The 24,164-nt window shown below is 62.3% G+C and carries 21 protein-coding genes; 13 read left to right on the top strand and 8 right to left on the bottom strand.

The annotated features are described in order from the left end of the window. Positions 1-135: 135 nt before the first annotated feature. From FE851_RS19850 to FE851_RS19830, 5 genes are all read right to left on the bottom strand, one after another. Positions 136-1,029, bottom strand: a complete 894-nt coding sequence (locus FE851_RS19850; protein ID WP_145206351.1) for a 3'-5' exonuclease — start codon at positions 1,027-1,029, stop codon at positions 136-138. Next, a complete protein-coding gene (locus FE851_RS19845; RefSeq protein ID WP_145206349.1) occupies positions 1,016-3,040 on the bottom strand; it encodes an ATP-binding protein in 2,025 nt (674 codons plus the stop codon). The genes FE851_RS19850 and FE851_RS19845 overlap by 14 nt, the downstream gene beginning before the upstream one ends. Further along, positions 3,037-4,242: an SIR2 family protein gene (locus FE851_RS19840; RefSeq protein ID WP_261371095.1), complete on the bottom strand. Its 1,206-nt coding sequence runs from the start codon at positions 4,240-4,242 to the stop codon at positions 3,037-3,039. Before FE851_RS19840 ends, FE851_RS19845 begins: the two co-directional genes overlap by 4 nt. A gap of 140 nt (positions 4,243-4,382) precedes the next feature. Beyond that, positions 4,383-5,399, bottom strand: a complete 1,017-nt coding sequence (locus FE851_RS19835; protein WP_145206343.1) for a nucleotidyl transferase AbiEii/AbiGii toxin family protein — start codon at positions 5,397-5,399, stop codon at positions 4,383-4,385. Beyond that, positions 5,392-5,985, bottom strand: coding sequence for a DUF6088 family protein (locus FE851_RS19830; protein WP_145206340.1), 594 nt, complete (start codon positions 5,983-5,985; stop codon positions 5,392-5,394). The genes FE851_RS19835 and FE851_RS19830 overlap by 8 nt, the downstream gene beginning before the upstream one ends. Positions 5,986-6,206: 221 nt before the next feature. Here FE851_RS19830 and FE851_RS19825 point away from each other — a divergent pair, with 221 nt between their 5' ends. From FE851_RS19825 to FE851_RS19775, 11 genes are all read left to right on the top strand, one after another. Beyond that, on the top strand, positions 6,207-7,169 hold the full coding sequence (locus FE851_RS19825; protein WP_145206338.1) for an ArdC family protein: 963 nt from the start codon (positions 6,207-6,209) through the stop codon (positions 7,167-7,169). Then, positions 7,166-7,561, top strand: a complete 396-nt coding sequence (locus FE851_RS19820) for a DUF2958 domain-containing protein (RefSeq protein WP_145206335.1) — start codon at positions 7,166-7,168, stop codon at positions 7,559-7,561. The genes FE851_RS19825 and FE851_RS19820 overlap by 4 nt, the downstream gene beginning before the upstream one ends. A gap of 124 nt (positions 7,562-7,685) precedes the next feature. Continuing rightward, positions 7,686-9,824: a Spo0J and enkurin domain-containing protein gene (locus tag FE851_RS19815; protein WP_145206332.1), complete on the top strand. Its 2,139-nt coding sequence runs from the start codon at positions 7,686-7,688 to the stop codon at positions 9,822-9,824. A gap of 97 nt (positions 9,825-9,921) precedes the next feature. After that, entirely contained in the window at positions 9,922-10,227 is a 306-nt protein-coding gene (locus tag FE851_RS19810) for a hypothetical protein (RefSeq protein ID WP_145206329.1), read from the top strand. 418 nt (positions 10,228-10,645) lie between these two features. Further along, on the top strand, positions 10,646-10,810 hold the full coding sequence (locus FE851_RS19805) for a hypothetical protein (protein ID WP_010335706.1): 165 nt from the start codon (positions 10,646-10,648) through the stop codon (positions 10,808-10,810). A gap of 197 nt (positions 10,811-11,007) precedes the next feature. After that, positions 11,008-11,556: a hypothetical protein gene (locus FE851_RS19800; RefSeq protein WP_186378935.1), complete on the top strand. Its 549-nt coding sequence runs from the start codon at positions 11,008-11,010 to the stop codon at positions 11,554-11,556. Positions 11,557-11,621: 65 nt separating this feature from the next. Next, the gene (locus FE851_RS19795) at positions 11,622-12,038 is read left to right on the top strand and encodes a hypothetical protein (protein ID WP_145206323.1); all 417 of its coding nucleotides are present in this window, start codon (positions 11,622-11,624) and stop codon (positions 12,036-12,038) included. Next, on the top strand, positions 12,031-12,675 hold the full coding sequence (locus FE851_RS19790) for an antitoxin of toxin-antitoxin stability system (protein ID WP_145206320.1): 645 nt from the start codon (positions 12,031-12,033) through the stop codon (positions 12,673-12,675). The genes FE851_RS19795 and FE851_RS19790 overlap by 8 nt, the downstream gene beginning before the upstream one ends. A 158-nt stretch (positions 12,676-12,833) precedes the next feature. After that, positions 12,834-17,156 carry a strawberry notch-like NTP hydrolase domain-containing protein gene (locus FE851_RS19785; protein ID WP_145206317.1) on the top strand — a complete coding sequence of 1,441 codons (4,323 nt, stop codon included), beginning with the start codon at positions 12,834-12,836 and terminating at the stop codon, positions 17,154-17,156. Continuing rightward, complete coding sequence (locus FE851_RS19780; protein ID WP_145206314.1) at positions 17,156-18,193, top strand: toprim domain-containing protein; 1,038 nt, start codon at positions 17,156-17,158, stop codon at positions 18,191-18,193. The genes FE851_RS19785 and FE851_RS19780 overlap by 1 nt, the downstream gene beginning before the upstream one ends. Positions 18,194-18,500: 307 nt before the next feature. Next, positions 18,501-19,427, top strand: a complete 927-nt coding sequence (locus FE851_RS19775) for a DUF2493 domain-containing protein (protein ID WP_145206311.1) — start codon at positions 18,501-18,503, stop codon at positions 19,425-19,427. 32 nt (positions 19,428-19,459) lie between these two features. On the opposite strand, the gene FE851_RS19770 is transcribed toward FE851_RS19775, so the two are convergent. Then, entirely contained in the window at positions 19,460-19,960 is a 501-nt protein-coding gene (locus FE851_RS19770) for a hypothetical protein (RefSeq protein ID WP_145206308.1), read from the bottom strand. A gap of 229 nt (positions 19,961-20,189) precedes the next feature. Here FE851_RS19770 and FE851_RS19765 point away from each other — a divergent pair, with 229 nt between their 5' ends. Together FE851_RS19765 and FE851_RS19755 are read left to right on the top strand one after the other, a co-directional pair. After that, a complete protein-coding gene (locus FE851_RS19765; RefSeq protein WP_145206305.1) occupies positions 20,190-20,630 on the top strand; it encodes a hypothetical protein in 441 nt (146 codons plus the stop codon). Positions 20,631-21,197: 567 nt separating this feature from the next. After that, the gene (locus FE851_RS19755) at positions 21,198-21,524 is read left to right on the top strand and encodes a DUF736 domain-containing protein (RefSeq protein ID WP_009450558.1); all 327 of its coding nucleotides are present in this window, start codon (positions 21,198-21,200) and stop codon (positions 21,522-21,524) included. Positions 21,525-21,618: 94 nt separating this feature from the next. Here FE851_RS19755 and FE851_RS19750 read toward each other — a convergent pair whose 3' ends face one another. Both FE851_RS19750 and FE851_RS19745 read right to left on the bottom strand, forming a co-directional pair. After that, on the bottom strand, positions 21,619-22,860 hold the full coding sequence (locus FE851_RS19750; RefSeq protein WP_145206302.1) for a type II toxin-antitoxin system HipA family toxin: 1,242 nt from the start codon (positions 22,858-22,860) through the stop codon (positions 21,619-21,621). Continuing rightward, on the bottom strand, positions 22,838-23,158 hold the full coding sequence (locus FE851_RS19745) for a helix-turn-helix domain-containing protein (RefSeq protein ID WP_113730200.1): 321 nt from the start codon (positions 23,156-23,158) through the stop codon (positions 22,838-22,840). The genes FE851_RS19750 and FE851_RS19745 overlap by 23 nt, the downstream gene beginning before the upstream one ends. Between the last annotated feature and the right edge of the window lie 1,006 nt (positions 23,159-24,164).

The raw sequence follows: 24,164 nt of genomic DNA, 5'->3' as shown, positions 1-24,164 counted from the left end.
ACCATGACCGCTAGGCACCACATAGTGGAAAAGCGCGCCGACATGACGAAACGGCACAGGTTCGTCTGCGCCACGCTTGCCAAGAAGTGCCCGCAAGTGCCGGAGGGCATGCAATAGCCCGGCCTTCGACGGTACTCAGATCCGGTCTGAAAACCGATCATAGGCATCGATCCGCCGAACCGGGGGATCGACCTCAAACCGATAGATTTCTGTTCTCAAGAACCGTAGCTCGGCCTCGAGCTGAGCCTCGGGAACGTCAATATACCATGCGCGCGGCTGCGGGCCGGGATCGCTGTTCCAGCGGTATCCCCGGGCTTTGAGGACATTCTTGAGGTCAAAGGGTGCGTTCTCCGCCCAGATTCGCCAAGAAACGGCACGAGCGCCGTCCAGGAGACGGCTGAGACCTGTAGCGCCAGTTCGGGGCAGCCACATTGCCAGCAATTCGACCGTAGCAAGACAGTCGTACATCGCGCGGTGGCGATCGTAGAAGAAGCCGGCGGCCTGAGCGAGATAGGCGAGTTTCGTGCCCTCGAACCCCTCCGCTGCCCAATCGATCTGGCTGAGCGAGCATGCCCACGGCTTCGTCGAGAACACGTCGCTGAATCGTTCAAGGAAGCGGCGGTCGAATGCCGCGTTGTGCGCGATGACGAGCGAAGCCGGCGCTGCGAATGTGGCTACCGCTGCGGGATCAATAATCTGGCCGGCCACCATCTCGTTGGTGATGCCCGTGATCGCGGTGATTTCCGGGGCGATAGGCTCGCCCGGCTGACGCAGCCCTTGGAAGCTGTCACCCACGCTGAAAATGGTGCCATCCAAGCCATAGTTGAATGGTGTCATGGCGAGTTCGATGATCTCGTCGCGCTGATGGTCGAGCCCCGTGGTCTCCACATCGACCACCAGGCCAAGGCGCAGCGGCGTGCCTAGCGGAGGAACGATGCGAGGGCGCGGCTTGAGACGCCGGACGACGCGGTAGTCTCCCGTGGCCTCCAGCGTCTGCGCCAGGGTCTCCAGATGGTCAGAAGATGTCATCGTCTGACGCTTCGTTTACTGCCATCGGCTCCCCTCCAGCGGTATCGACCGGAGCGAGTCGAATGCCGGCGGCTCGACCTTCTTCGTGGAACCACAAATCGACCACGGCGGTATCGTCGCTGCGCGGCCGCGGTGATGCCTCCCGCACCTTGAATGTCGTCGGGAGATTGACCGAGGTTCCGAACACCAGCGCGTGCTGCCGAGGCAATGACGGTAACCGTTTCAGGACCGAATCCGAGATGAACGGCGTCATCTGCCGAATCTGAGAAAGATCGTCGGGGTTCTGGATGCGGTGAACCAGGAAATTGGAGCACTGGCTGAGAACCGTCTTGGACAGCTCACTCGGGCGTTGTGATGCCAAGAGCACGAACATGCCGTATTTGCGTCCTTCCTTGGCGATGCGCTCGAATATCTTGGTCGCGTCCACTGCATAGCGGGATGGCGTCGCCGAGATGTAGCGGTGCGCTTCTTCCAGCAGAAGATGGATCGGAAAGCGATTGCGCGGATCGGCGCGCCGGAGCAGGCGAAACAGCATCCGCGCGATCACGGCGCTGACCAGTTCGACCACCTCGTCCTCGACGTCATTCATGTCGATGATGATGATCTGATTGGCCTTGGTGTGGCCGGTTCCCTTGCGGGTCAGGCCGACCAGCCGAGTGAGAAACTCCAGCTCTCCATTGTCGGCGGCCGCGCCGCCCGCCTCATGCCGGAGGAATTCATACTCAGGGCGATCTTCCAGTGCCTGGAAGCGCGTCACCATCTGGGAGCAGTAGTCTCGGATCTGCCGATTACCGTGCGCCTCCGCATACAGGATGGCGAGGTCTATTGCATCGCCGAGTGCCGTAAAGTCGAATGGCAGGTTTTGATAGGCTGGAAGCTTCAAATCCTCCAACTCGAAACCGTTCGGGCCAACCAGATAAGCATCCAGACCCGCAGGGTTGGCCATTTGGCCAAAGTTGATCGCAATATATGGCCGGATTTTTGCCGCGTTGATCTCGTTCGTGCTGAAGCGCTGGAGGATGCCAATGATCCGATCATGCTTGGACGGGCTCGATGAGTCGTCGCGCATGATCTGGGTGATGCACTTGGCGAGGATGTGATTGCGGACGCTGTTGAGTTCTGCGGCCCCCGCATTTGAGAACAAGGTCGAGAGCCCGAGCGCCATGCGCAGGATGGGCACCTGGGTGCGCTCGCTGGCTTGCAGCAACAGCTCCCATTCCGCCAGTTCCAGAAACCAGTGCGGCAAGCGGAAGCCCGCTGCCGTACCGTCGAGGACGACACGCTCGACTCCGATCGCTCCCTCCTTCGCGGAAGCGCTCAGAGCGGCGTGATACTCGCCGTTGACGTCGAAGACGATGAAGGTCGCGCCGCGGGCGTGATGCTCCTTCGGCTTGCAAAAAAGGGACTGCAAGACCGAGGCGACCGTGCAGGATTTACCGCTGCCGGTATTGCCTAGGACGGCGACATGACCGCCGAAGAACTCGTTCAGACGAACTTTGACGTCGTAGTCCTCGAACACCACCGACTTGCCGATCGGTAGAACCCGATAGCGCGTGGCCCCTTCGGGTTGGCAGGCGCCGCCATCCGGGCCGACTGACGGCTCGACGGCGGCCTCGGTCTCAAAGATGCGATCGAGCTCGCCATCCAGCGCATACAGTGCGTCCGCATACAGAGACGGGAAAACCGACACACCGAAGCGGAACGCGCCGCCGCGCATCGGCAACATGCCGACGGGCACCACGTCCAGATATTTCGAGGAGCCGGCCCGGTCGAAATCGCCCCGCTCGGAAGGCGTGCTCGCATCGCGCTCACGCAGGCCAACAACCTCGACCACGACATATTCCGACTGCGACGGAATCATCAGGAATGATCCCAGTCGCGCCACATAATGCACGTCGTCGAAGCCGACGACCGTGAAGTTATCGGTGCCGACGTGCATCTCGACGACAAAGCGGTCGGCCGCAACCGAGACCACCTTGCCGATCGCCCGCTTGCGATCGTCGTGGCTCATGCTTCGCCATCCTTCGTCTCGTCGTCCCTTTTCGGCGCCAGCTCCGACAACACCTTGCGGACGGCATCATCAATCCTGTCGCTGGGGCGCTGGGGCATGAAATGCTCGACGATCATGTCGAAGTAGTGCGCCCTCGTCCCGTCGGCAGGGCCATTGCCTCCAATGATCCAAATGCGCGGATCGCGCAGCGCCCGCAGCTTGGCGATCTCTCCCTCCGTGTCGGGCGCCGCAAAGATCACCAAGCGGAAGGTCGGGATCGTCAGAGCCTGATAGATGATGTTGTTCAGGTGCTCGTCGCCGAAGGCGTAGCCGGCCGTGATGAGAACGCTCTGCTCGCGCACGATCCGGGACTGAAATTCCCGGAACAGGTCTGCGTAGGGCGAGCCGAGCGAAGAATTCTGCTTCGCCGGCGTCGGATAGATCAGCATCTGGTTTGAGGATTCCGGCGGCCAGACCTCCTTGATCGGGAACAGGCCATGATCGTCCTCGGTCCACGTGACCGAACCATGCAGTTTGCAGAGATAGACGAAGGCGTCGACGGCGGTCCATTTGCGGCTGGCGACGTCGAGCTGCTCGGCCAGGGCATAGCGGAAGATCGCCGGGTTGAAGCGGCGTTCTACGACGCCGGAAAAACCGTTGGCATAGGGAATGCCCAGGCGATCCATCGCCAATTCGCTGAAATGATCGTAGTTGGTCGTGAACACCCAAGGCCGGGGCAAGGACCGATCGCGTAGAACCAGTTTCTTGTAGAAACGCTCGTAGAGGTCGCGCACGGTCGTGTCGCCCTCCGTGGCGAAGGCCCCTTGGGTGACACGGGTCCATAGGAAGTCCTGGACCTTCTTGATGATGCCGTCGAGAACAGCGCGATAGGGGTGAAGATCGGGATTCTCGCTCTGGCGCAGCACGAACCGTTGCGCGAACAGCACCTCCATCAAGCGTTCCAAGTTACGGCTGTAATCCTTCGCCAGGTCGACCCCGAGCGCGTCGAGATAGTCGAGTTCGTCTTTGGTCAGCCGCCACGGTGCCGGTACAGCGCCGGCTGTTGGCGGATCGCTGTAGAATCCCGCCGCGCGTGCCTCGATGGGTTCGCCGCAAAACTCCTTGGCCAGCGGCGCCATGGTCGCAATGCCGAGTTCCTTTTTGTCCTTCATCAGGGAAGAACATCCGGCGCCGAGCAGAAATGCGATGTTCTTGGCGTTCATGGCCTCGGAAATCGCCTTGCGGGCACTCTCGATCCCCTTGTTCCAGTCCAGTTCAGACGGCTCGGCATCGCCGTCCCGCAGAAACTGGAATTTTCGCTCTTCTTCGACTTCGCTCATATACCCCCGGTCCTCCCAGTTTCTTACTTGGCTGCTCTGTTCGCGCGCGCGGCTATATCAGCGCACTGCGCCATGAGCGCTTCGAACGGCTCCTCGTCGTCGAAGAGCAGTCCATCCTCACCCATGCGGGCATAGTCATCCTCCAGCGCCTTCGCGCCATCGCCGACCGGCACGAGGTGCAAGCCGCCGCTGACAGCCGCTGCATAGTCGATCGGCGTGCGGTCGGCGGCCTTCTCTGCGAAGAACATCGACTTGTGCCGAGCGACAGCGTTGGCCAGGTCGCGATCGGCAAAAGCGGCTTCCGCGAAGCTGGCTTCGTCCAGTCGGACAACATCGTGCCAATGTCGCGCGAAGCGGTCGCCGCGCAGCCGCTCCTGGAGGCAGAAGACGTGGATGGCGGTCGCCTTCTCCCAGAACGTCCGCTCCGCGTGCATGACGCGCGGCCGCGCCGTCGGGAAGAGCAGCCCCTCGATCAGGCCGGCCGCGTCGCAGACGACGTCGCGCAAGCTCGCGGGTTCGCCCGTCGAGCGCGCGCCGAACTCCAGCATGACGCTTGGAGCCACATAGCCGGACCCGGCTGCGGTCGCTTCATAGTCGATGAAGAGCTTCTCATACTCGACGCGGACGGCCGCCGCCAGACCTTCGGCGGCCAGTGCGGTCTCGATCACAGGCTGCACGGTTTCCGCGACCCATGCCGGTAACCGCCGACGGACTTCGCTGGACCAGCGCTTTTCCTCGCTTCGTGTCTTCGGCAGACCCTCGCCATTGTCCCCAACCAGATCGGGCGCAATCGCCCGAATGTCGTAGGTCAGATCCACATCCTCCGAAAACCGGCGAATGACCTGATAGGCTTTCGACAGCGACGTGCCGCCCTTGAACACCAGATGCTCGCCGAGCGGTGCCGCGTAGAGGGTCGCCAGCGCCCACACCACCCACACATCCTTTTCGAGAAGATGGGTGGGGCGACCCGAACGGTCGGCAGCGACGCCCAGTGCATCACGCCGATCCCCGGCCGAAAGCTGAAGAAAGACGTCAGCCATAGGCCGCCTTTCCGACGCTCTGTGCGAGCCATGTCGGAAACTGCGGCGCGGCGGCGACCAGTTCGCCGAACACGCCGGGCGGCATCTTCCGTTTCAATGTCGGGAGCGCGGCCTCCGCCCGTTCGGGGCCGAGCCAAGCCAGCGCCCGCACGGCCTCCCCTGCGGGGCGGTTGGCCAGGGCCAGTTGCCAGCGCGGCGCGTGCCGCAATTCGACGACCTGCTTGCCGAGGTGCATTTTTCGGCTGCGTCCGGAGGTCAGATAGACCGAGCGGACGGGCACCTGCGTCGTCAAGCCAAGCGCGTTCGCCGCGGCGGCGCCGTTCGAGACGATGATCTCCCCCTTTTGGGTCGCGAGGGCCTCGACAGCCTGCTCGACCGACGGTGCGCGCGTGCCAAACCGACTGGTGATGGGGCGCAGATAGACGCCACGACCGGCGCGGATGAGCTGCCCGCGCTCAGACAGACGCGACAATGCCTGATCCACGGCCGCCCGGTTTCCAAGGTGGAGCAGGCCCTTGGCGGACACGGGGACGCCTTCGGGCAGTCCCGTCGCATGGGCCAGAATTTGTTCGGTCAGCCGTGTCATCGTCTTTCTCCTGTTGGAAATATACGCAAGTTTCTGACAGTTTTCAAGGAAGTCCGGATAGGGGGAAGCCTTCCCCTGCGGCCGAGCCTTGGGCTCTGCCTACCCCTTCTGCGGGGAGATCCCCGCAACGCCCCCTTCAGAGTGAGAGTGCGGACGGATTTTCCGTGACGGGTTAAGGGCTGGAGGAGAGGCTTCCGGCGCCCGTCGCGGAGATCATCCCGATGGCCAGACACGATCGCAGCCCCGCGGAAGGTGGCGGACGCAGCAACCTTTACGACGACATCACCAACAAGATCATCGCCGAGTTGGAGCAAGGTCGGCTCCCCTGGGTCCAGCCCTGGGGTGCGTTGCCCGATACCGCCCCGCTGGGCCTGCCGAGAAATGCTTCAACCGGCCGGTCCTACTCCGGTATCAATATTCTAATCCTCTGGGGCGCTGTCATCCAGCACGGCTTTCCCGGTCAGGCGTGGCTGACTTTCCGCCAGGCCCTTTCGCTTGGCGGCAATGTCCGGAAGGGTGAGCGCGGCACCACCGTTGTCTATGCAGATCGTTTCACCCCCGAGGACGAAAAGCGTCGTGCCCGCGAGACGGGTGAGGATGCGCATGCCATACCGTTCCTGAAGCGGTTCACGGTCTTTAATGCCGCGCAATGCGATGGCCTTCCCGATGACATCACGACAGTCGCGCCGCCACCGCCGCCGGGCCTGATCGAACCTCGGGTCGAGGCGCTGATCCATGCCACCGGCATCGACTTCCGCATTGGCGGCGATCGCGCCTTCTACATGCCCTCGCTCGACTATGTGCAGGTGCCGCCTCCGCAAGCCTATTTCGAGCCTATCAACTGGCACCGCACAGCCCTGCACGAGCTGGGTCACGCCAGCGGCCATCACAGCCGCCTCAACCGCGATCTGACCGGCTCGTTCGGCTCGAAGAAATACGCCTTCGAGGAAATGATTGCTGAACAGACGGCAGCCTTCAGTTGCGCCGCGCTCGGGATCGTGCCGACCGTCCGCCATGCCGACTACATCGGGTCGTGGCTGGAGGTCATGCGCGAGGATTCCCGCGCCATTGTCCGCGCGGCCTCGCAGGCCAGCAAGGCGGCGAACTGGTTGCTGTCGCATCTGCCGGCCGACGACGCCGGGGAGCCCGATACGAGCGTAACCGACCGGAGGGCTGCGGCATGATCCTCCTGACCAGCACACAGCGCGACCGCCTGCTGGCAAATGGCCGCCAGCGCGATCAGGATCACATCCCGGTCGTGAAGTTCTTCAACCCCCTCGGCGAGGGCGTCTGGCTCGCCACCGAACTGGACGAGGACGGCGACATCATGTTCGGCCTGGCTGATCTCGGCCATCCCGAACTGGGGTCGTGGAGCCTTGGCGAGATGCAGTCAGTCCGGCTGCCCTTCGGCATGGGGATCGAGCGCGATCTGCTTTTCACCGGGGATTTCCCGATCTCGGTCTGGGCCGAGGCCGCCCATCAGACCGGCAGCATCCGCGCCGCCGAGCGTCTGCTCTACCGCGTCGGCGCGGGCCTTTCCCCTACATCCGCCGATACGGAAAACCGAAGTGCCTGATTTCCGGGTTTCAGGTTCTGCGGCTGGCGTCGCTCTCTTCAGAGGAAGAGGGCGGCGCTTCGCTTCGTGACGGGCTGATAGCCGGAGAGAGAGGCTCACCGGCGTCCGTCATGGAGTCACTGACATGGCCACTGCCGTTCAGAAGATCACCCTGTCGTCCTCGCGCGACATTCCCTTCAACAAGCTGGTGCTCAGCCAGTCCAATGTTCGGCGCGTCAAGGCCGGGATCTCGGTCGAGGAACTGGCCGAGTCCATCGCCCGTCGCGGCCTGATCCAGTCCCTGCATGTCCGCCCGGTCGTGGATGCTGAGGGCAAGGAAACCGGCATGTTCGAGGTGCCCGCCGGCGGTCGCCGTTTCCGGGCGCTGGAACTGCTGGTCAAGCAAAAGCGCCTCGCCAAAATCGCGCCGGTCCCCTGCGTCGTGTCGGAGGCCAGCGCCGATGTGCTGATCGATGAGGTTTCGCTCGCCGAGAATATCGAGCGCGCACCGCTGCATCCGCTCGACCAGTTCCGCGCCTTCCAGGCCATGCGCGAAAAGGGCATGACCGAGGAAGCCATCGCCGCTGCCTTCTTCGTGGATGCCAAGGTGGTCAAACAGCGCCTGCGTCTGGTTTCTGTCTCACCGGCATTGCTCGATGTCTATGCCGAGGACGGCATGACGCTGGAACAGCTCATGGCCTTCAGCGTCAGTTCTGACCATGCCCGTCAGGAGCAGGTCTGGGAAGCGATTAAGGATGGCTGGCAGAAAGAACCCTACCACATCCGCCGCCTGCTGACCGAAACTACGGTCCGCGCCGTTGACAAGCGGGCGGTGTTCGTTGGCATCGATGCCTATGAGGAGGCTGGCGGCTGCGTCTTGCGCGATCTCTTCCAGCAGGACGATGGTGGCTGGCTGCAAGATCCGGTGCTGCTCGACCGGCTGGTGGGCGAAAAGCTGAAGGCCGAGGCCGAAGCCATCGCCGCTGACGGCTGGAAGTGGATCGAGGTCGCCATCACCTTTCCCTATGGCCACGACCATGGGCTCCGCCAGATTGTCGGCACCACGGTCGATCTGAGCGAAGAGGAGCGCGCCACCCGCGAGGCATTGCGCGACGAATATGACCGGCTTGAAGCCGAATATGGCGAGGCTGATGAGCTGCCTGACGAGATCGACGCCCGCCTCGGTGAGATCGAACAGGCGCTGGAAACCTTCGAGCGCCGCCCGATGACCTTCGAGCCGGACCAGATCAGCATGGCGGGTGTCTTCATCAGCATCGATGCTGATGGCGCATTGCTGATCGAACGCGGCTATGTTCGCGCCGAGGACGAAACGCCTACGGAACCGGAGGCTGAGATCGGTGACCCGGAAACCGGCGAAGTGATCCAGCGGGCAGAACCGGAGGCAAGCCGCATGCGTGCGGTTATCACGCTGGGCGGCCAGCCGGTCGAAACGGAGGAGGAAGACGAGGTCGACACTATCAAGCCGCTGCCCGATCGTCTGGTCAGCGAGCTGACCGCGCATCGGACGCTGGCACTGCGGGATGCGGTGGCAGTAAACCCGCATGTCGCCATGACGGCACTGCTGCACAGGCTGGTTATGGATTGCTTCATGCCGCATTCCGGTCGCGGTTGCCTGGAAGCACAGGTTCGGGAGGTCCATCTGCCCGCGCAGGCCGAGGATCTGCGCGATAGCGCGTCGGCCAAGGCCATCGCTGACCGGCACGAACGCTGGGGCGATCATGTCCCGGCAGACGATTCTGCGCTCTGGGATTGGCTGACCGATCTGGATGATGGTTCGCGCATGGATCTGCTCGCCCATTGCGTCAGCTTCGGTGTCAACGCGCTCTATGAGAAGCCGAATCCGTACAGCGGCACGGGCGTAAGTCAGCACGGGCTGGACATCCGTCTGTCGCAGGCTGACCGGCTCGCGCGTTCGACCGGCCTCGACATGGTGGCCGTGGGCTGGCGGCCGACGGTTGGCAATTATCTCGGCCGCGTGACCAAGCCGCGTATCCTTGAAGCCGTGCGCGAAGGGGCCGGAGACCGGGCTGCCGATCTGATCGGACACCTCAAGAAGGGCGACATGGCCAAGGAAGCTGAACGCCTGCTTGCGGATACCGGCTGGCTGCCCGAGCCGCTGCGCATGGTGGAAGATGGTATCGAAGTCGATCCGGCATCAGGCGCTGCGGCGGAAGCCGACGATCTGCCCGATTTCCTCTCCGGCGATGGCGAGGACGACCCGGCTGACGATGAGGAAGAACAGCATATGGTCGCTGCTGAATAGCACTCATGCGGGGCGGCTTCGGTCGCCCCGTTTATCACCCTCCGTTTCCGCTACTCGCCCGGTCCTCGTGATCGGGCTTTTTCTTTGGAGAGCCGCCATGCCGATCAGTATCGACATCGATCAGATTTTTCTGGACGACCGCGAACATCCCCCTTCGGATCGAACCTTACCGTGGACCGAAACCCGCGATGGCATCACTGTTGTCGTGGAGCCAAAGCCTCACTGGGCCGAAGACATGCGGGTGTTCCGGCTCGATGCCCGTGAGTATTGCCGCTACGCCGAGTGGACCGCTCATGGTGTTCGTGCCCGTTTCTTCGGTCATATCGATACCTCGGGCGATGATCTGATAATGAAGGCGCGCGCGATGATCGCCCGAGAACTTGCCGATGGGTTTTGGAGCTGAAGACCCAATCGCAGGGCGCCTGGCCGTGAGGATGGGAGGTCTGCACCGGACAGGTCCAATCCGGCTTCACCATGCAATGCGCCATTCCCATCAGGACAAGCGGCAGCCATCTCTGGCCTGAAGGGAACATGATCCTGAAGCCAGCATGGTGGCAAGGCTGGCGCGGCAGAGCATCTGCGACGGGTATCCGGCATTCTGTCAGATTCGAAAAACCACCCCCGCTTCCATTCGCAAACCTTGGTCCGATCCGTCTCTTTGACATTCAACCCCAAAGGGGTCGGCTTACGCGCGCGTGCCGCCCTCGGGGATTCGGAAAAAAGTCCGAACGCCCTCGGGTGATTGCAGATCCGGTCAGACACTTCGGGCGCCTGTCGCGCGGGGGATGGTCCCCCGCCTCCAAAGACAGGAGCCGGAACCCATGTCCTATGCAGATGCCACCGCCTTCGCCGCCAGCCTCGCCACCACGCTGATGGTTTCGATCGTTGTGTTCCAGGCCGGAGACGGCACCCACGCCGCTTGCCCCGCCGCTGAGTTCGACGGCGACGACGACATGGTGAAGCTGGAGCTGGACCCGTGGGAGTAAGGCGCGAAAGCGCCTCATCCCCGACGGCCCGAGCGCGGCAGCCCGCGTTTCGGGCCTTCAGCCTTGCGATGATCCCCATCGCCGGCAGCGGAACCGGGAACAAGCCCGGTCAGAGAGGAAGAGTGCGGGCCGTTCGGCCGTGACGGGTTGAGGGTCGGAGAGAGACGCTCACCGGCGCCCGTCATGGAGTGATCCCGATGACCTTTGCCCGTTCCGAAACCTTCCGTTCCATCGGTCAGATTCTGGCTGCCGATGTTCTGCCCGCGCTTTATCGGTCGCAAAAGCTGCCGTTGCGCATCTCGTGCCTCGGCGTGGCCAGCTATGACGCCAGTGACGTGGTGAACAGCTTTGACCGCGTGATCCCGCTTGGCGAATACTCGTCACCGGAAGAGGCCATCCAGGCCGCGGCCTTGCGCCTGTCGCGCGGTGATATTTGCACGGGGCCGGACAGCTTCCCGTATTTTCAGCCGCGCATCATGCTCATTCAGGACCGCGATCAGTGCCTGGTCCTCGCCGGTGAAATCCGCGCCGGCATTATCCTCTGGAAACAGCCAGTCGCATCCGATGCCGAGGCACGCAGGATTGTAAACGAGGCCAGCCGCCTGCGCGGTATGGCATTCCGGGCCTCGGACTCCGGTGATGCGAGACGGCTGCGTTACCGCGCCGCTGCACTGGAAGCCCGGTTGGTCGATCCCTTCTGGCGCGACGCCGCGGCCGATCTGCTCCGCCTGCCACAGGCCGCCTGAGCTTCACCCTTTCCATCCCATTCGGCTCGGTTTCACGCCGGGCCATGCCATGCCTGGAGACCATTATGGCCGACTATCTCACGCACTTTTCTTGCCTGCTTGACGTGGGCACCCCCGAAAACGCTGCCCGCGCGCTCGAACTCTACAACGCTCTGGCTGCTGAAAATGCTTCCGAAGATCCACCCTCGGACGGCTTTCTGCTTTCCATCCAGCCAGAACATGGTGGCACACAGATCTGGATGCGCGATGACGTCACCGGCGATCCCGAGCATGTCATCCAGTTCGTCAAACGCTGCGCCATCCAGTTCGGCCTGACGGGTCTATGGGGCCTTCAATACGCAAACAGTTGTTCTCGGCCGAGAATCGACGGTTTTGGCGGCGGCGCGCATGTTCTTGATCTTGCCACCGGCGAAACGGTGGACTGGATCTATACCGATGGCTGGCTATCCTCCGTTCTCGAAGGGAGAGATCCTTATGCCTGAGATCATCGAAACCACCGTCTATCGCTTGGGCGAATTGTCCGATGCGGCCAAGGACAAGGCCGGCGCCTGGTATCGTGAGGGCGGCTTCGACTATGACTGGTACGATGCCGTCTATGAAGATTTCCAGCGCATCGCGGAAATCCTCGGGCTCAACCTCAAGACTCGCGCCGTCCGGCTTATGGGCGGCGGCACACGGCAAGACCCCTGCATCTGGTTCCGGGGTTTTTCTTCGCAGGGTGACGGTGCTTGCTTTGAATCCTGGTATTCCTACCGGAAACATGCGCCACGCCTGATCCGGGAATACGCCCCGCAGGACAGCGAACTGCACCGCATCGCCGATGCCCTTCAGGCGATCCAGCGCCGCAATTTCTATCAGCTTCGCGCCGATGCCTGCCATCGTGGCCATTATTATCACGAATACCGCATGTCGATCTCGGTCGAGCGAGACAGCCCGACCTGGCAGGACATGACCGCCGATGCCGAGGAGACGATCATCGAGGCGCTGCGTGATCTGGCCCGCTGGCTCTACCGCCAGCTTGAACGCGAATATGACTATCTATCCTCGGACGAGGCGGTCGATGAAACCATCGCCGCCAATGCATATACCTTCACCGAAGCCGGTCGCCGTTTCGGATGATCCCGGGAAGACACTGACAAGCGCCCCGCCGTCCGGTCGGGGCGCTTTTTTCATGCTGCGGTTTGAGAGTCAGAGGTGGGCCGGAAGGGGTTAAGTCCGGGTGGTCGAGAGAGAGCACTGTCCGGGCTTGTCCTTCCCGCTCTCCTGAGGTTCTCGACATGAACATGGTTTTCCCCGTGACTGATCCGGTCACACCGCTGGCGGCTGCGCCCGCGATCCTGGCTGCGGCCAGTGTTTTGCTCCCCCATCTCGAACGCGGCCAGCGCATCGATGCCGTCACCTTGCGCGGTGCGATGGAAACGGCCTTCGGCGCGTCCGATGCTACCGGCGCGTGGGACTGGAAGCTGGCCTATGAGGCGTGCGAAGTCGCCACAGTTCTCTTCCTGCGCAAATACGGAAAGGCGCTTTTCCGTAAAGCCGCGTCTCCGGCTGCACGGATTTCCGTGCTGGCAAAAATCGCGGGGCTGTTGCCCACGCAGAACCGGCGTTCCGAAGAAAGCCAGAACTTCCAGCAGTTTTCGACGCCAATCCCGCTTGGTCTGGCTGCTCTGACGGCTGCCGCGATCACGCCTGATGACAGGGTGCTGGAGCCATCGGCTGGAACCGGCCTTCTGGCGATCCTAGCGCAGACCATCGGCGGTTCGCTGATCCTCAATGAACTGGCCGAGACCCGCGCTGATCTTTTGTCCTCTCTCTTTCCGGCATTTGCTGTCACTCGGTTCGACGCCGCCCAGATCGACGATCATCTGGCCCCGGATGCCGTGCCGTCCGTGGTGCTGATGAACCCGCCATTTTCGGTCATGGCCAATGTCAGCGGGCGTGTCGCCGATGCGGCCTACCGCCATGTCGCCTCGGCACTGGCCCGTCTTGCCCCCGGTGGGCGGTTGGTGACGATCACCGGCGCAGGCTTTGGCCCTGAGGCTCCAGCCTGGCGGGACGCGTTCATCCGCTTGCAGGAACGCGGCCGCGTCGTTTTCACCGCCGCCGTTGATGGCGCGGTCTATGCAAAGCACGGCACCAGGATCGACACACGGCTGACCGTTGTCGACAAACTGCCCGCTGACGATACTGGCATTTTTCCGGCCTCGCCGGGGATCGCGCCTGATGTTGCCACGCTGCTCGGATGGATCGAGGCGCACGTTCCGCAGCGTTCGCCGGTATCATTGCCGAAGATCGTGGTGCCCGCCTCAACCGCCGCGCCGAAGACCGTGCGAGGCTATCTCGCCCGCTCAGCCGCCACGCGGCCAGTCGCTGCTCCCGCCAATGATCCCGCGGGCGTCGAACTTGCCTATGAGACCGTGGACTGGACACCACCGGACGGCGCTCGCCTGTCCGACGCCATCTATGAGGAATATGCGCTGCAATCGCTACGCATTGCTGGCGCTCAGCCGCATCCGACCAAGCTGGTGCAATCCGCCGCCATGGCCTCGGTCGCACCACCCAAGCCGTCCTACCGGCCCATGCTGCCCGCCGACATCTGCGCGCGTCTGTCGGACGCCCAGCTTGAAACGGTGATCTATGCCGGTGAAGCCCATGCCGATCATCTCGCCGGTGCATGGACCGTGGACGAGCATTTCGACAATGTGAGCGCCGCGCCCGAAGATGCTGCCGGCTCGATCCGTTTTCGACGGGGCTTCATGCTCGGTGACGGAACCGGCGCTGGCAAGGGCCGCCAGTCCGCCGCCATCATTCTCGACAACTGGCTTCGCGGTCGGCGCAAGGCGATCTGGATCTCCAAATCCGACAAGCTGATCGAGGACGCACAGCGCGACTGGGCAGCACTTGGCATGGAACGGTTGCTGGTCACGCCTTTGTCACGCTTCCCGCAAGGCAAGCCGATCACGCTGTCGGAAGGCGTCCTATTTACCACCTATGCCACGCTACGCTCCGACGACCGGGGCGAGAAGGTTTCGCGCGTCAAGCAGATCGTCGAATGGTTGGGGTCCGATTTCGATGGAGCCATTATATTCGACGAGAGCCATTCCATGCAGAATGCCGGTGGCGGAAAAGGTGAACGCGGCGATGTCGCTGCCTCGCAGCAGGGACGTGCGGGCCTGCGGCTCCAGCACGCGCTGCCCGATGCCCGCGTGGTCTATGTCTCGGCGACCGGCGCCACCACCGTTCACAATCTCGCCTACGCGCAGCGCCTCGGCCTCTGGGGCGGTGAGGACTTTCCGTTCCAGACCCGCGCCGAGTTCGTTGAGGCGATCGAATCCGGTGGCGTTGCGGCCATGGAGGTCCTGGCCCGCGACCTGCGATCTCTCGGCCTCTACACCGCCCGCTCGCTCTCCTATGATGGCGTCGAATATGAACTGATCGAGCATCAGCTCACGGACGAACAGCGGCACATATACGACTCGTATGCTGCCGCCTTCGCCGTGATTCATGGGAATCTGGACGCGGCCATGGAAGCCGCCAATATCACCGGTAGCGACGGGACGCTGAACCGGCAGGCCAAATCCGCCGCCCGTTCGGCCTTTGAAAGCACCAAGCAGCGCTTCTTCGGCCATCTGCTGACCTCCATGAAAACCCCGACCCTGATCCGGTCCATTGAGGCCGATCTGGAAACGGGCCATGCAGCCGTCATCCAGATCGTTTCGACCGGCGAAGCCTTGATGGAACGGCGGCTTTCCGAGATCCCGACCGAGGAATGGAACGACATCTCCGTCGATGTCACGCCCAGGGAATATGTAGGCTCGTATTTGCAGCATTCCTTCCCGGTGCAGCTCTATGAACCTTTCAGCGATGGCGAGTGCAACCTGTCGTCACGCCCCGTCTTCCGCGATGGTCAGCCGGTGGAATGCCGCGAAGCTGTCGCCCGCCGCGATGAGATGCTGGAGCAGCTTGGTTCGCTGCCACCCGTTCCGGGGGCGCTCGACCAGATCGTGCAGCGTTTCGGCACGGATATGGTGGCGGAGGTCACAGGCCGTTCGCGCCGGATTGTGCGCAAGGGCGAAGGGGCATCGGCACGTCTTGCGGTCGAGAACCGTGCGCCTTCTGCCAACCTTGCCGAGACGTCGGCCTTTATGGATGACCAGAAGCGCATCCTCGTCTTCTCGGATGCCGGCGGCACGGGGCGCAGCTATCACGCCGAACTCTCGGCGCGAAACCAGCGGCTGCGCGTGCATTACCTGCTGGAGCCGGGCTGGAAGGCCGATGCCGCGATTCAGGGGCTGGGACGCACCAACCGGACCAATCAGGCGCAACCGCCGCTGTTCCGGCCCATCGCCACGGATGTCAAAGCCGAAAAGCGCTTCCTCAGCACAATTGCCCGTCGCCTCGATACGCTGGGCGCGATCACGCGCGGCCAGCGCCAGACCGGCGGACAAGGGCTTTTCCGTCCCGAGGACAATCTGGAATCCGCCTATGCCCGCGATGCGCTGCGCCAGCTCTATCTGCTGATCGTGCGCGGCAAGGTCGAGGGTTGCTCGCTCGAACGGTTTGAATCCGCCACCGGACTGAAGCTGATGGACAGCAACGGTGTGAAGGACGACCTGCCGCCAATCACCACCTTCCTCAATCGCCTGTTGGCGCTGACCATCGAGTTGCAGGGCATCCTGTTCTGGGCCTTCGAGCAGCTTCTGCAGGCGCGGATCGACGGGGCCATTGCATCCGGCACCTATGACATGGGGCTGGAAACGCTGAAGGCCGAAAGTTTCATCGTCACCGACCGGCAGGTGATCCACACCCATCCGGGCACCGGCGCGGAAACGCGGCTCCTGACCCTCACCGAGCGCAAACGCAATCAGCCGGTCACGCTCGATGCCGCCCTGGCGGAACTGGATGATCCCCGCGCAAGATTGCTCATCAACGAGCGCTCGGGTCGTGCCGCCGTGCAGATCCCAACCACCAGCGTCATGCTGGATGATGGCGAGATCGAACGCCGTGTGCGGCTGATCCGGCCTATGGAGGCGATGAACATTCCGGTGCGGGCGATGGGCGAAACCCACTGGATCGAGGCCGACCGTGCCGCCTTCACCGTGGCCTGGAAGGCGGAACTGGCCGAGGTGCCGGAGTTCACCGACAGCATCCTGCATATGGTGACAGGGCTCCTGCTGCCGATCTGGAAACGCCTGCCGCAGGAATCCTCCCGCGTCTATCGGCTCCAGACCGATGAGGGCGAACGCATCATCGGTCGCCGGGTATCGCCCGCCTGGGCCGCCAATGCCTCCACCAGTGGCGTCACCAGTAGCCTGAAACCGGATGCCGCCTATACCGCGCTGATCGAAGGTCGCACGATCCTTGATCTCGCCGAAGGGCTGCAACTGCGCCGCGTCCGCGTCATGGGTGCCAACCGGATCGAACTGACCGGCTTTACTGACGCGATGCGCGACCGGCTGCGGGCCTATGGCCTCTTCAGCGAGATCATCTCCTGGAAACTGCGCTTCTTCGTGCCCGTCGATGCGACGGGACCGGAGATCATCCGCAAATTGCTTGACCGCTTCCCGGTTGAGCGCATCGGTGAGCGGGAGGCCGCATAATGGCGCGTCTAACCGCTTCCGAACTGGCGCAGCGTCTCGGCCGACAGGCCGAGGCGGTGTGCCGCCACTATCTCTCCAATGGCCGCAAACAAGGCAATTATTGGCAGGTGGGCGATGTCCGAAACACGGCTGGCCGTTCCATGTTCGTCCGGCTGAACGACAGCGTGAAAGGCGTTGCCGGAAAGTGGCAGGACTCGGCCACGGGTGAATATGGCGATCTGCTCGATGTGGTCCGGGATTCGCTCGGCCTGATCGACTTCGCAGACGTTGCCGAAGAAGCCCGGCGCTTCCTCAGCCTACCGCATCCAGACCTTGACCTGCCACACCGTCCGCCCCGGACGCCAGCACCATCGGGATCATCGGAGGCCGCACGCCGCCTCTGGCGCATGACACAGCCGCTGATCGGCAGTACCGCAGAAGCGTATTTACACGGACGCGGTATTACGGATTTACGTCAATCCGCAAATCTGCGTTTCCATCCCAATTGCTACTTGCGGCCCGAGGACGATGGCCCGACGCAAGCATGGCCCGCCATGATCGCTGCCGTCACCGATCTCGATGGCAGGATCACCGGCGCACACCGCACATGGCTGGCCCCGGACGGCTCCGGCAAGGCACCTGTCGATACGCCGAGGAAGGCAATGGGCGACCTGCTCGGACATGCCGTTCGTTTCGGTGATGCGCAGGATGTCATGGCAGCGGGGGAAGGTATCGAAACCATCCTGTCGCTGCGGCAGGCTCTGCCCACCATGCCGATGATTTCCGCACTCTCGGCCGGACATCTCGCCGCCATCCTGTTTCCGCCGCAACTGCGCAGGCTCTATATCGTCGGCGATAACGATCCGGCAGGCGACAGCGCCCGAGATAGCCTGGTGGACCGGGCGCACGAGGTCGGGATCGAGGCGATCGCACTCTCGCCCAGGATGGGAGACTTCAACGAAGATCTCGCAGCTCACAGGCTGGATGCCGTTCGGGCGCAGGTCCGGGTGCAAATCGCGCCCGAGGACGTCAGCCGCTTCATGGCTTCGATAGCATAGCCGGTATGGGGGGCGTGATCGGCGCGTTCCGATCCTGTCATGTGCATGGGGCTGCATCTGGTATCGGCAAGAGGCCCGCGCCTTGGCCTTCTGAGAGGGCGAGCGGCCCACAAACGGCCCGGTCAGGCAATGGCGGCACCCGACTGATTTCCGTCGGCGGCAGAGCCGCCTTTACAGCGCGAAACAAATCAGCCGGGCTTTGCCATCAGGGCCTTCGCCAGGGCTCAGGCTGCCAGACTGTTCCGCCCGTGGGCTTTCGTCGCCATGAAGGCCGCGACGGTCGCGGTCCAGCCGAAGGACGCATCCCATGTACGCACATGACGATTTTGAACCCGATCACACCTCTTCCCCGACCGGCCACGCCATCGAAGAACTCGAACTCTATGGCTACCGTCCCTCGGAAGACGAAGCCGATCCCCGGATCACGCCTGAAGATCACGTCATCCAGGGCGCAGTCTCCGATATCTTCGACGCCCTGATTTCCACCATGGCCGATACCAGCCTCGATTTCGACCTCGACGAAATCCTCTGGTCCACCGTCAACATCTTCCACCGCGCTGTAGAGCGGATCGAGACGAAACTCGACGATAACGAGCAGGCACAAAAGCGCCTTCAGCGCGAACAGGATGGCAGCGAGGTCAAATCCGTCCAGCTTGAAACCCTGATCGGCGCGGGCCAAAGCCTGATTGAGCGCCGCGACAGTATGGAAACCTTCCGCGAAGCCGCAGCCGACATCTATCTGCGGACCACCGGAACGCCCTGGTCGCAACGCTCCGGCTCGCGGGTCAACCATCGCCAGATGACTTCGGCCATGATCGACAGCCGCGATTTCATCGCCGCAAAACGCCGCGCCGACAACGAGGTGCTGCTACCCGCCGGGCCAAAGATCGCCTTCTCGGGCGGTGACACCACCGATCACCTGACGATATGGGCCAAGCTCGATCAGGTACACGCCAAGCACCCGGACATGGTGCTCATGCATGGCGGATCACCCAAAGGCGCGGAACGCATCGCGGCCACCTGGGCCAACAATCGCAAGGTCGCACAGGTCGCGTTCAAACCCGACTGGACGAAACATGCCAAGGCAGCACCGTTCAAGCGCAACGACCAGATGCTCTCCACGATGCCGATCGGGGTGATCATCTTCCCCGGCACTGGCATTCAGGACAACCTAGCCGATAAGGCTCGGAAGATGGGCATCCCGGTCTATCGCTTCGGGACCGGCAGCGCGTGAGCGCTGCCGGTTCGGCATAACGCCATTGCGCACTACTGCAAGAGCGCCAGGTCCTCCCAGCGAATCCGGAGATAACGGCCTGAGCGCTTTGGCAATTGCTTGCGGCTGACCATTCGCCCGGAGACCTGGAACTCCGCATTTATTTTGACCACGAGCAACTTGTTGAAATGCCTCGATGTATCCACCATCACTACGTCCTTGGTCTTGAAAGGTGTGATGGTTTTGATTTCGACATGATCGTTTTCGAGCCTGCCGTCCGAACCCTGCGCGTAGGTCTTGTTCAACTTGATGCCGTAGGTGATGGCACCGAACAACTCACCGATGTCGCCATACACGGACAAATGCAGACCCGTCTCCAGATGGTAGCTCTCAGCGAGTGAGATCAGGCCCTCAAAATACGGGATCATTGATCGGATGGCGTTTGGATACTTCGCTCCCCATTCCTTGTGGCGAAGCTGTTCGTCAATGTCTGACCAGCTTACCCATTCGCCGTCATCAAAAAATGCCCGATCTGACCAATCGACTTCTGCCATAAACTTTAACCCACATCCTTCCGCCCAACGATATGGTCATCGTAGAGGTGCAGCAGATACTGGTCCACCAGACGCATAAGCTTTCTCATTCAAACTGCTAGTTTTCGGACAGGCCTGGCCTCGAAAGCCATCGCTTCTCGCGCGGTGAGAGGAATGCCGCTATGCTGTGATTGCGCCATGGTGGTGGTGGAAGGCGCAGCCGTCCGACCTTTTGCACGGAGTCACCACCATGATCGTTCTCGGAATTCTTGTTTCCATTGCAGCCATCGTTACCATGTGCTGGCTGCTGTTCAATCTCGCCGTCTTCGCCCTGCCGTTCTTTATCGGCCTGAACGCAGGCATATGGGCCTTTGGCACGGGCGCTGGCTGGCCTGGCGGCATCCTCATCGGTCTTATCGCTGCGGGTCTGACGCTGGCGGTCGGTCAGGGCCTGCTCATGCTGGTTCGTCCGATCTGGGCACGGCTGCTGATCGCTTTGGCCTTCGTCGCCCCGGCGGGCATGGTCGGGTTTTACGCTACGCTCGGGATCGTCAAACACATGATGCCGTCCGAGACCTGGCAGATCATCTTCTCGGTGGTCGGTGCGGTCGCGGTGGGCGTGACAGCTTTTCTGCGCGTTGCAGGCATGGCGGCAACCGGCCCTGCGGACGGGAACCTTGCACGCACCTGAATTGGAGTGACCCGTAGAGGCAGGACCAGAAGCGGATACGGATCATCTGCCGTCTTCGTCAGGAGGCGGGTGGGTAGATAGCGTGTGGATCCCGGGGCAGCGTGAGGCACAGGCACGGTCCATAGGAGCGCAGGACGGTCAGTGCCAGCATTCGAGGACTGACCGAAAACCGGTCGGGGCAATGCCGATAGCACAGGCCGGAGAAAAGGATATGCACGGCCTGAAACGCGGGGGACCAGACAAGCCGGTGCGCCGGTCTGGTCATCCTGATGGAGCCTCGAGGTTGCCATCGTCCCCGTTCAACCCCCGTGTCTCGACCGCTCCAAACGGCCTCTTCAATGGCCTGATCTGGCCGAAAACCAGCGCGATGCGCTTCGACCGCTCTAGCGCAACAGCGTCGTCACAACTTTCTTCCCCTGCCGGCAAAGCCGACATTCCGCGCGGAACAAGAAAGTTTCTCCTGTGCTGTCCAGCCCCTTTGGGGTGCGCCAGCGTTCGTCTCCGGCCGGTCGATCGCCATAGAGGCCGCAATGGTGCGGGCTCGGAAACGGAAATCGGAGACTTAAAATGGCAACCATCGGCACCTTCAAGAAGACCGGCTCGAATGAATTCACCGGCGAAATCGTCACCCTCAGCGTCCAGGCCAAGGGCGTGCGCATCATCCCCGACCTGCGCGCCACCGGCGAGAACGCCCCCAGCCACCGCGTTCTGGTCGGTCGCGCCGAAATCGGCGCCGCCTGGTCCAAGCGCTCCAACGAGGGCCGCGACTATCTGGGCCTCAAGCTGGACGATCCAAGCTTCAACGCTCCGATCTACGCCAATCTCTTCGACGAAGAAGACGGCGAAACCTTCTCCCTCATCTGGTCCCGCCCCAACGGTCGCCGCGGCGACTGAGGCGCGGAACAAAGGCTCCGACCGCAAGGTCGGGGCCTTTCCCGTGCCCGCGGGAAAGCCGCCAGGCCCGGTGACCTGTCCGGGCTGGAACTGCTCAGCCGGTCAGGATCGGGATCATGGTTTTCACATGGGCGTCGATCCGTTCCAGCACGAGCGGGGGGACCACTTCGCGTTCCGGCAGGGTCCACCATTTTGCATCGATGCGTTTCACCGTCTCGACAACGGCCTTGAGCACGGCTGGCTCGGGAAGCCTTGCCCGATTGGCAAACGTCTTCCAGCGGGCCGGGGCCAAGCCCTTGAAGGCCCGCTCGCCGCCCAGAGACAGCGCCAGCCCATCTGCCGGAATATAGGGCACGGTCGAAAGCATGTCGTAGATCGGTGCAAGAACGGGCGTGTCGCCGTCGCCCGGATAGATCAGCGACCAGTTCTTGAGGTGCATGTCGCCATTGCCCATGACCACCGAGAAGGTCAGCCGCCGGACAAACTCCAGCGCGGCGAACGGCGAGATCGCAACATTCAGCACAGAGGCGATATCGTGGGAGGCGGCGCCATCATATTTGCGCGCCGGGTACAGGCCGAAAACCTGCGCGAAATCCTCGATATGGATGCGCTGCCCGTCTGCCCCGCGATCAAAACGCCGCACGAGCAGGACCAGCCCCTCGGCAAGTGTTTCAAACTCTTCGGGAATGCCCTCGAACTGGTCTCGGCTGACCAGCTCCCGCTCGGGCACATCCATGCCGATGGCTTCGGCAAGCGCGAGGTTCGCGAACTCGTTTTCCGACACGCCCGGAAAGGCGGTCGAGGGGAATTTCGCAATATATTGGCCCTCGTCATCCCCGAGCGGCAAGGTCAGCCCGCCGCCCTTGCCGGTGTTCTTCATCACCGAGAGCTTCATCTGCACGCCCGCCAGCGAGAAGCGGGCCTTGGGCCGCCCTTGGGATGGCGCCGCCCCGATGCCGGGTTGCCCTTCACTGGGCAGCACACGCACAGCCCCCGGCAAGTCCGCACCAAGGGTGGCCAGGAGGTCGAAATCATTCCCCGACCGTACATTGCCCGCATGGTGCTTTTCCATCGCCTCACGCAGCCGGTCTTCGGGCAGCAGGTTGGCAAAGAAGGGCGGCAGGCTGCCTGCGACAGGTCGCGGATCCTTGCGCAAGCCCCCTGACGCCGCGCGCAGTGACAGGCTCAGAACCGGAATGCCGCCGGTCGCGCGATAGGCCGGATCAAGGCTGAAGGCGTTGAAATCACCAGGCGTCCTGACGATCGTGCCAACCTTCGCACTGTTCAGGAACACGTCCAGCGCGGTGATGGTCTCAGCGGTACGGACGGCTGTCATCGTCGCTCTCCGGTTGCGGGCTGAAGGCCGGATGATCATCCTCGGCCTCGGGGCGCAAAAGCGCCTCGATGGCGGGCACCATTGCCTGCGGGACCAGCATCATTTCCAGCCCAAGCGCCCTGGCAATGTTGATCAATGTCGTGGTGCGCGCAGCCGCCGCCCCCGTCTCGATGTCGCGGTAGCGCGGGCGCGAAATGCCCGCAAGATCGGCCACCTGCTCCTGGGTCAACCCCGCTGTAAGACGCGCGCGGCGAAAATGGTCGCCGATCAGCCCCAGTGTTTCTTCTTCCGCCTTCATGTGATGCCTTTACGGATCATTTTTGCTGCATTGATCTGGATGGGTATCATATCCAGCGCAAAACGCAAAGAAAATGATCTCCAAACATATCGAAATCATTTCCCATGAATCGTTTAAGGATCATCTTGCGCTGATCGGCGTTGCGGCCAGCACAAGTGCTGCAATTGCGGCATACAGGCGAATCAGTCGGGCTGCATGCTCAACCGTGCAGATAACGCCCTGGCCAGATTCGACGATTTCGTATGGCGTATCGGGCGAAGGCGACTAAAATAGCCGTAGTTCTGGAATGCGCGCCGGTCGCGATGGGAGGTGATCATGCATGATCACCGCTCGACAGTCGCGGGCCGCACGCGCGTTGCTGGGTTGGACGCAGGAGACGCTCGCTGACAAGGCCCGAATATCGCTGACTGCCCTGAACCTGTCTCTTATACACATCTAGATGTGTATAAGAGACAGGTTCTGGGCTACGTGCGGGGTGACCTCCATCTCGCGCAGCGCCTGTCTCTTATACACATCTAGATGTGTATAAGAGACAGGTTCTGGGCTACGTGCGGGGTGACCTCCATCTCGCGCAGCGCCTGTCTCTTATACACATCTAGATGTGTATAAGAGACAGGTTCTGGGCTACGTGCGGGGTGACCTCCATCTCGCGCAGCGCCTGTCTCTTATACACATCTAGATGTGTATAAGAGACAGGTTCTGGGCTACGTGCGGGGTGACCTCCATCTCGCGCAGCGCCTGTCTCTTATACACATCTAGATGTGTATAAGAGACAGGTTCTGGGCTACGTGCGGGGTGACCTCCATCTCGCGCAGCGCCTGTCTCTTATACACATCTAGATGTGTATAAGAGACAGGTTCTGGGCTACGTGCGGGGTGACCTCCATCTCGCGCAGCGCCTGTCTCTTATACACATCTAGATGTGTATAAGAGACAGGTTCTGGGCTACGTGCGGGGTGACCTCCATCTCGCGCAGCGCCTGTCTCTTATACACATCTAGATGTGTA

Origin of the sequence: Sphingobium sp. B2 (genome assembly GCF_007693735.1) — a bacterium.
In the GTDB taxonomy this organism is placed as follows: domain Bacteria; phylum Pseudomonadota; class Alphaproteobacteria; order Sphingomonadales; family Sphingomonadaceae; genus Sphingobium; species Sphingobium xenophagum.
The sequence above is the reverse complement of the archived record's forward strand: the minus strand, read 5'-3'. Positions and strand labels throughout refer to the sequence as shown.